Origin of the sequence: Streptomyces parvus (assembly GCF_032121415.1) — a bacterium.
Lineage (GTDB): Bacteria > Actinomycetota > Actinomycetes > Streptomycetales > Streptomycetaceae > Streptomyces > Streptomyces globisporus_A.
On record NZ_CP135079.1, the window covers coordinates 1,840,322 to 1,848,365 of the forward strand.

5 protein-coding genes are annotated in these 8,044 nt (G+C 75.2%); all 5 read right to left on the reverse strand.

The genetic code is table 11. The annotated features are described in order from the left end of the window. Positions 1 to 76 precede the first annotated feature (76 nt). Positions 77 to 1,345, reverse strand: coding sequence for an RICIN domain-containing protein (locus RNL97_RS09435; protein WP_030593014.1), 1,269 nt, complete (start codon positions 1,343 to 1,345; stop codon positions 77 to 79). A 162-nt stretch (positions 1,346 to 1,507) separates the two neighbouring features. Then, positions 1,508 to 5,170 (reverse strand): hypothetical protein, encoded by a 3,663-nt coding sequence (locus tag RNL97_RS09440; RefSeq protein WP_313750570.1) that lies wholly within the window; start codon positions 5,168 to 5,170, stop codon positions 1,508 to 1,510. Continuing rightward, on the reverse strand, positions 5,167 to 5,901 hold the full coding sequence (locus RNL97_RS09445; protein WP_313750571.1) for a type VII secretion system-associated protein: 735 nt from the start codon (positions 5,899 to 5,901) through the stop codon (positions 5,167 to 5,169). The genes RNL97_RS09440 and RNL97_RS09445 overlap by 4 nt, the downstream gene beginning before the upstream one ends. Before the next feature lie 496 nt (positions 5,902 to 6,397). Continuing rightward, positions 6,398 to 7,225, reverse strand: a complete 828-nt coding sequence (locus RNL97_RS09450) for a type VII secretion system-associated protein (RefSeq protein ID WP_030593024.1) — start codon at positions 7,223 to 7,225, stop codon at positions 6,398 to 6,400. 44 nt (positions 7,226 to 7,269) lie between these two features. After that, entirely contained in the window at positions 7,270 to 8,028 is a 759-nt protein-coding gene (locus RNL97_RS09455) for a type VII secretion system-associated protein (protein ID WP_313750572.1), read from the reverse strand. Positions 8,029 to 8,044: the final 16 nt, after the last annotated feature.

An 8,044-nucleotide genomic window follows, 5' to 3' on the forward strand; every position in this document is an offset into this window, starting at 1 on the left:
AGCGGAACGCCCCCGTTCCCGTGGTGCGTGGGACTGCACCGTGGGAACGGGGGCGCCACTCCGCCGGGGCGGACCCTCAGACGATCCAGCGGTCGCCGAAGCCGCAGTCGGCGATCTCGAGCACGGTGTCGTCTCCAGCGCTCGCGCCGCCCGTCGGACGCAGGCACAGGTCGTTGCTGACCGCGTTACGGATCCAGTTGGTCCCGTCCCCGCGAGGGTCGAGCCACCAGAGCTGGTTGTCGCCGGTCGCGTTGCAGTGGAACTGGGCGACCTTCGTTCCCGCCGACCTCGCCCCGTAGTAGCCCAGGTCCAGGCACAGCCCGCCCTTGCTGTTGCGGATCAGGAAGAGGGGCGCGTTCTGGGGCCCGCCGTCCTTGTCCACGATGTCGAGGCTCCACAGCTGGTTGTCGGTGGTCGAGGTTGTGCAGGGGTCCTGGTTGATACGGCTGTTGACCTCGCCCTTGCCCCAGCCCGGGACGTCCACGCACTGTCCGGTCTCCGCGTTCTTGATCACGGTGTTCTGGACCCCGGAGCGTCCGTTGGCCCACTGGCGGAGCTTCTCGGCCGGCGTCAGCACCTTGGCCTTGACCTGGGGCTTCTTCACAACCTTGGACTTCTCCGGCGAGGGCGTCGGCGAGGGCGTGACCGGCTGCTGGTGGATCACGGGCCCGACCGGCTTCTTCTCCTTCTTCTCCTTCTTCTCCTCTTTCCTGCTCGGCGTGGGGGAGGGCACCGGTGACTGGCTGGTGTACGTCTCCGGGACCGGAGGGCGCTCACTGTCCAGCACCGTGCCCGCCGCGTTCTCGGTCCGGGTGCGCTCGGGCTTGCGATCGTCCTGGCCCGCCAGAAGGAAGGGCACGGCGATCAGGAGTGCGCCGACTATGCCGGCTGCCGCGAGCATCGGCTTCTTGGGCCGGCTGCCGGGCGGTTCGTCGCCCTCCTGCGAACTCGCGCCGCCGCCGCCACCGGTTCCGGTGGCGGCCACCGCGCTGCCCGAAGCCGGGCCGTCGGTGCTGACGGTCGCCAGCTCCGCCGTCGGGACGGACGCCGACGACGCCGGAACGGCAGCGGCCGCGTCGCCGGACCGCCCCTCGGACGATGAGGCGGCGGGTTCGGTGGTGCTCTCCGCCGCTTCCCGAGGCACCTCGGTGCGCGCCCCGGTCGCCTCGCCGGTGTTCGCGACCTCCGGACGCCGGGAGGCGCCCGTGTTCGCGGGGTTCCCGGCAGGCGGGTTCTCCGCTCGGGAGGCGGTCACGGCTCCGGCGGCGGACACGGCCGTACCACCGGTCCGCTCGCCGCCGCCCGGCGCCAGTGCGCCGCCGGGGTCGGCGGGCGTTCCGGGCATGGTCACCGCTCGGCGTACCGATACGGAGGAGCCGCGGGAACTCCGGCTCTTCCCGGTGTCCTTGTCACCGGTGGACGCGCCCGACCGCGTTGTTGTGCGGGGTGTTGGATCATGCTCTCGTGCCACGTAAGGTCCTCGCTCTTGTCGGGGTTCGTTGTCGCGTCACGGCCCGGCCCCCACAGCGCCCGCACAGCGCTCCGGCCAGTCGCCGGCGCCGTCGGGCATCACATCGGGTCCGGGCGCGACGGCCTCCAGCCGGGCCAGCACGGCTCGATCCCCCTCGGGATCGGGCGCGACCGCCTCGGCAGGTCCGGTCAGTTCACGCAGGTGGATCTGTACGCCGGGCCCCGTGCGGCGCACGGCCAGCACCCGGAAGAGCGTCCCGGGGGCGAACACGACCTCCTCCGGCCCGCGCTGCTCGGAGAACTGCCGCACGCGCCGGCCGGCCACCGACCAGATGACATAGCTGTCACCCGGCGGCGGTACGGTGCCGGCGTCCAGCCGCACGGTGCTCAGCAGGGCAGCGTCGCGCAGCAGCGTTCCGGGGCGTGGTGATCCGGGACGGTCCGTGCCTTCGGAGGCGGTGGTGCCGCGCAGCACCGCGCCCCGGTAGGACGGCATCCGGTTCAGCGCCGAGGCCACACAGGCGCCGTAGGGCAGCAGGTCCAGTTCACGGTCGCGCAGGCTCCAGGTCAACGTGCCGTGACTGAGCGGGCCTTCGGGAAGGTGCAGGTACATCCGCAGCGCGATGAGATCGGCGCGGGCCGCCTCCTGTTCCTTGCCGCGCAGCGCGGGCATCCGGGCGAGCGCCCGCGCGACGGCCGCGCCGTGCCGGTCCCACATCTCCCCCGCGAGCGCGCGGAAAGCGGTCCGCTCGGCCTCGGAGCTGCGGTGGCCGGGCTCCAGCAGGACAGGGGGGAGCGGAGCCTGGGTGACGTCCGCGCCCTCGTCCCCGTCTCCGTCCTTGTCCCCGTCCTCGGTCACCTGTCCGGCACCGGTCGTGGCGGGGGTCTCGGGATCGGGCCCCCTGCGGGAATCCGGTGTATTCGCTACGGGCCGACCACCCGTAAGCCGGGCAGCGCCGGAGTCCGACGAAGCGGTCGGGGCGACCGTCGCCGTCGCGGGGTAGGAGGACTCGGCGGCTACCCGGTGCGCCGGCCCCGGCGGGGCGGGCTCGGGCTCCGGACCACGGATGTCCGCATCGGTGGCGCGGGGAGCGGGCGGGGGGACCTCGGTGGAGTCCGGTCCGGTGGCCGGTTCCGGGGCGGAGGTGGCTGCCGGACGGTCCAAAGCTGCGGAGGGTTCCGGAACTTCGGCGTCCCCGGGGCCGGGCGCGGGGCCCGGTGCACCGCCCGTCTCCGGCTCCGCCGGCCCCTCGGCGGACAGCGGCCCGGGGTGCGCGTCGGGGCCCTCGCCGCCGCCGGGGCCTTCGGCTGCCACCGTGCCTTCGGTCTTCTCGGCGGTCCCGCTCGTCGTGGCGGTGCCGTCGGCCTCCTCGGCGCGCTCGTCCGGACCGGAAGTCCCGGCTGCTCCCCCGTTGCCGTCTCTTCCGGCCCGGTGCGCGGCTCCCGCGCGGTCGGCCTCTTCCGGGCCGGAGGTGCGCACGGGGTCCTCGCCCCGAGCGGCGGCAGGGGCGTTCGCCTCCGGTTTCCGCGCCTCCCGGCGCCCGGCCGGATCGGCGTTCCCCTGCGGGCCCGCGGGCATCGGAGCGGCAGCGGGGTCACGCTCCGGTCCGGCGGTCGTTCCCGATGCGCTCTCCCGCCCGGCGAACCCCGTCGGAACGCGGTCGTCCGACCAGTCGAAGGTGCTCGCCCGCCGCTGCCGTTCCCCGCGCGCCGCCCCCGTGCCGGACGCTCCGGACGCCCCCCGCGTGCTCGGCATCGCGGGTGTACCAGGCGTACCGGACGTACCCGGCGCCGCGGACGTACCGGAGGCGGAGAGCGTACGAGGTGCCGGGCGCGCGCCGGAGCCACCGGGCCCGCCCGCCGTGTCCGACGTCGCGGGAGCGCCCGGCGTACCGGGTGTGCCCGCTCCCGTCACGGCGCTCGTCGGCGACCCCGTGCCCGTCTCCGCACCCGCGTCCATCGCCTCCCGGAGCTGCCGTGCGCGGTCCACGCGCGCCGCCCTGCCGCCGATCTTCGCCGGCGCGGCCGCGGTGGATCCGGAGGTCCGTCCCGGCTGGTGGGCCACCGCGGGCTGACCGGACCGGGTCCGCGGGCCCTGACCGGGGCGCTCCGCCGGTCCGGACGACGCCGGGCGCTCGCCGCCCCGCGGCGGAGGCGTCGGTGACAACGATGCCGGTGCGGGGGCGGCTCCCGGCGAAGCGACGGCGCCGACCCCGGACCCGGCCGGCCGACCCGTGGCTGCCGACCTGGCGCGGGCCGCGGCCGGGGCGGCATGGCGCAGGGTGCGCAGTCCGTACTGGGCTGCCAGCCGACGCAGCTCACGTCCGCCGTCACGCGCCACACCGTGCACGTGGAGGGTGGTGCGGCCGCGCAGGTCCGGTGCCAGGGATTCCAGCAGATTCGACAGGACGGGCCAGAGCGAGGCGTCGAGGGGTTCGCCCGGCATTCCCAGCTCGATCACCGGGCCGCCCGGGTCCACCCGTCGTGCCGTGGGAGACAGCGCCGGACCGCCGCGCGGCCCCACCCACATGCCGGCCCGGGTCACCGTGAGCTGCCAGTTGTCGGTCAGCCCGACCACGCCCTCCTCCGGGCGAGCGGGGCCGGGCAGCGGGGGGCTCCAGCGCAGCAGTCGGGGCGGCCGGGCGCGGCCCGCCGCGTCCGGTGGGGCGCAGCGGACGGCGTCCACGAAGGGGATCCACGCCGGGGTGCCGTCCGCTGCGGCCAGGACCGACCGCACGGAGTACGTGCCCAACGGCCCGACGGCCGCGACGAGCGGCAGCCCGGTCATGACCTCCACCTCGACGTCCAGCCGGTCGGAGACCGACTGCGCCAGCGGCAGCAGATCGCGCCGCCCGCCGGGCACGAGGCGCACGGCGACCTGGACGTCGTCCGGCAGGGCTTCGAGTACCTCGGAGACCTCCTCGGCCGCGATGTCCTCGCCGAAGGGCACGCCGACCACAACGGTCAGGCGCCGGGGGTCGACCGGTACGGCGTGGTAGAGGTCACCGGGCCGGGTCGGCGCGGCCTCGGAGGGGCGGACCAGCACCCCGGCGGGTATCTGCTCGACGACGCAGCCGCCCGCCAGGGCCGACGGCAGGCGGTTCAGGGCGGACTGCCAGGACGGCTGCGGACTGCGCGGGCCCAGGGGTTCCGGCCGCTTCCCCGGCGCGAACCGCCACCAGCCGCCGGCCGGACTCCGCTGTCCGGCTCCCCCGCCGGGCGGAACGAAGAGGGAGCCGCCCGGTACGACGAGCGGCGGCCCGTCCGGCGCCTCGACCACCATCCGCCAGGCCTCGGAGATGCGACGCCCGGTGCCGGGCCGGTCCTCGGTGTCCTGCCCGGCACCCGGTACGACCAGGCGTACTCTCTCGACTCCCGAATCTCCCAGGGAGTCCAGGAGTTGGCTCAGCTTCGGCCAGAAAGCGGCGGAGTCGGCCCCCTCGGCACCCGCGATGACGGTCACGGTGTCCTCGTCCGCGCCCAGGGTCCGGGCCAGGTCGGCGACGTCGGCCGGGGAGAGCGTGTCGTCGGAGAAGGTCCGCAGCAGCAGCATGCCGTCGTGGTCCTCGACCAGGAACCCCTCCTCGGCACCGTCGCCCATGTCGGTCGAGGCGGTCGGCACGGCACCGGCGCGGTCGCGCCCGGCGCGGGTGGAGGGTCCGGCGTCGCGTCGGCGTGTGAAGAGTCCTCTGCCCTTCATACCCGGGCCTCCGTTCCGGCCGAGGCCGCGTCCGCTTCCGTCGGACCGGACAGGTCGGCGGGCCCACCGGTACCGGGCCCGTCGACGGCGATCCGGTCGGCGTCCGTCACGTGGACCGCACGGATACGCGGTGTGTTCGGCCCTTCCGGGCTGTCCGTGCCCGCAGGCCGGATCTCGCCGCGCTCCTGGGCGGCGATCTCCTCGGCCAACGCCTCGGTCTCCATGATCGTTCCGGCCGGTCCGGTCGGGTTGAGGTAGAGGGAGTGCCCCTCGGGCAGCCCCGCGACCACGTCGGCCACCGGGATCAACCGGGCGGCGAGCGACCCCAGGGCTCGGAGGTGAGCCGGGCTGGTGAAGACGGGGACCACGGGGTCGCCCTGGGCCGACCGGAGGGCCGCCGGGCCGCCGTCGGGGCCGATGAGCACCGCGACCTTCGACGCGGCCAGGGTCCGCAGGACCTCGGCGGCCGGTCCGTAACCGGTAACAGCGCGCTGGACGGCGGACTCCACCGGGTCGGTGGCCCGGGGCCAGCCGAGCGCCTCCGGGGAGAGCCGATAACCCTCGTTGTCCTCCCACGCCACGATCGTTCCCGTGGAGTCCGTACGCCACCGGCCGGGGACCGCCCAGTCCGGCGGTGTGCCCCGTCCCGACCATGCGGCGTCGGGCACGCTGAGCCAGCGGTCGGGCAGCTCCCGGGCCGCCTCGACCACCTCCGGGGGCGGCTCGGGCACAGGCCCGTCCGACGCCGCAGGACCGGCCGGCGCGGGGGCCGGGTCCGCCGGTCCCCCGGCGGTCAAAACCGCTCCGGCCGGCGCGGGCCCCGGCTCCGGTATCGCCGGGTCGTCCTCGGCTGCGGGGAGGGGTTCGGGTCCGGGCCCGGGAGATATCTCCGGGACGGACCTGTCGACGTACTCACTCACCGGCGGGCACTCCAAGAACAGAAGACACGAGCCATTGTTGCGAACTCACCCTCGTCAGTTGACAGTCCGGCGATACGGACGGCCGGGCCGGGCCCTCTGCCGTGGTGCGCAGAGAGCGGCGAGCGGGCGGCAAGCGGAATCACGGACCACACGAAGATCCTGCTCACGGATGAACCGTACCCGCACAAAGTGGAGTTGGAGGAGTCGGATCCGTACCGCCCTGCCCTCCTCACCGCCCGGCCCTGCCCTCCCCGCCGCCCGGCCCTGCCCCGCCACCGCCGATGCGGCCGACCAGGAACCCGCGGGCTCAGCTCTCCCCCCGGAAGAACTCGGGCCGCTCCTCGGCCGGTCCGGGGGGCCAGGGAGTCGCTTCGGGGCCGTCGCCCGTCGCCGGTCCGGGGGGCCAGGCCTCGGCCCGCTCCAGACGGGCGAACTCCTCCAGTTCCGCGTGGGCCGCCAGCAGAGCACTTGCCGTGACGAGTTGGCCCACGGGAGCGGAGGAGCTGAGGACCAGCACCTCCTTCCCCTCGGGCAGCCGATCCAGGAGGTCGGGGACCAGCATCATCTCGTGCGGCGGCAGCCTGGCCTGGTCCAGTTTCGGGGAGGCCGGGAAGACAGGAACGGCTTGGGTGCCGTCCTGCGCGTCGGTGACCGCCAGGCCGCCCACCTCGTCGAGGCACACGGCGACTTCGGCGTCGGCGACCATCAGGGCGAACAGATCCTCCGAGGCGTACCCGGTGGCGACCAGCTGCACGGCGGCGTCCACGGGGCTGACCGGCGGGGCCCAGCCGTGTGCGTCGGGCGAGGGACGGTACTGGGCGTTCTCCTCCCACTCCACGATGTCGCCCTCGGTGTCGCTGCGCCAGCGTCCCAGGATCGCCCAGGGAGGCGTGGGCTCGTCCTCGTCACCGGTCCAGTGCCGGTCGATCACGGACAGCCAGTGGTCGGGGGCCGCCTTCGCGGCCTTCACGTAGTCCTCGGGCGGCTCCCGGAACCCCGGTTGGCCCCGCAGCACGGCGGACGAGCCGCCCTGGACACCGGAAGGGCGCGGTCCGGGGGCGGCGGGCCCGTCGGCCGTCTCCGCCTCGGCGGGGCCGTCGGGCTCGCGGTCCGGTGCACCGGAAGGGCTCGTCATCGGGGCAACTCCATCGGTTCGCTTCGTGCGATGTACGGGGACGGTCAGCTCTCGGAGCGCGGCGGGGCTTCGCGGTCGGTCTCTTCGGCGGGGTCCGGGAGCGGGGCGGCGGGGGAGGACTCCGGCCCGTCCGCCCCGGTGGCCGAGGACTGCGGGTCGCCGGCCTCGGCCACGGTGGAGCGCGGCGGTTCTTCCGGCGTCGCCCCGGTGGCCTCGTCGACCGCCCGGCGCAGGGCGTCGGTCTCGACGGTCATGCCGACCGGCCCGGAGGGGTTGACGTAGAGCAGGTGACCCTCCGGCAGCCGTTCCAACACCTCGGTGACCGGAGCGAGTTCGTAGCCGAATCGGCCGGCCGCGTGCAGGTGAACGGGAGAGGAGAAGACCGGTACCACCGCGGTCCCGTCGGGTGAGACCGCCGACATCGGTGTGCCGCCGGGCGCGAGCAGGACGGCGACCTCCGCCGTGGCCAGCGCCCTGGGGACCGCCTCCCCCGGACCGTACCCCGTGGCGGAGAGCTGCACCGCCTCGTCCACCGGGTCGGTGGGGGCGGGCCAGCCGAGCGCCTGGGGCGAGGGCTGGTACGCCTCGTTCGGCTGCCACTCCTCGATGTCGCCGTCCAGACCGGACCGCCACCGGCCCACCACGGCCCATTCCGGCGGGTCGCCCTCGCCCGCCCATGCCGGGTCGACCATGCCGAGCCAGTGATCGGGAGCGAGCCGGGCGGCCTCCCTGATCTCCTCGGGGACCGGCGGCGCGGCGTCGTGGCCCGTCGCGGTCGGTCCTGCGGCAGTGCTGTCGTTCATGGATTCCTCGCTGGGA

Bases quoted from the DNA above. Each gene is read 5' to 3' on its own strand.
- RNL97_RS09435 (WP_030593014.1), bottom strand. From the start codon at position 1,345: ATGCCCGGAACGCCCGCCGACCCCGGCGGCGCACTGGCGCCGGGCGGC.
- RNL97_RS09440 (WP_313750570.1), bottom strand. From the start codon at position 5,170: ATGAAGGGCAGAGGACTCTTCACACGCCGACGCGACGCCGGACCCTCC.
- RNL97_RS09450 (WP_030593024.1), bottom strand. From the start codon at position 7,225: ATGACGAGCCCTTCCGGTGCACCGGACCGCGAGCCCGACGGCCCCGCC.
- RNL97_RS09455 (WP_313750572.1), bottom strand. From the start codon at position 8,028: ATGAACGACAGCACTGCCGCAGGACCGACCGCGACGGGCCACGACGCC.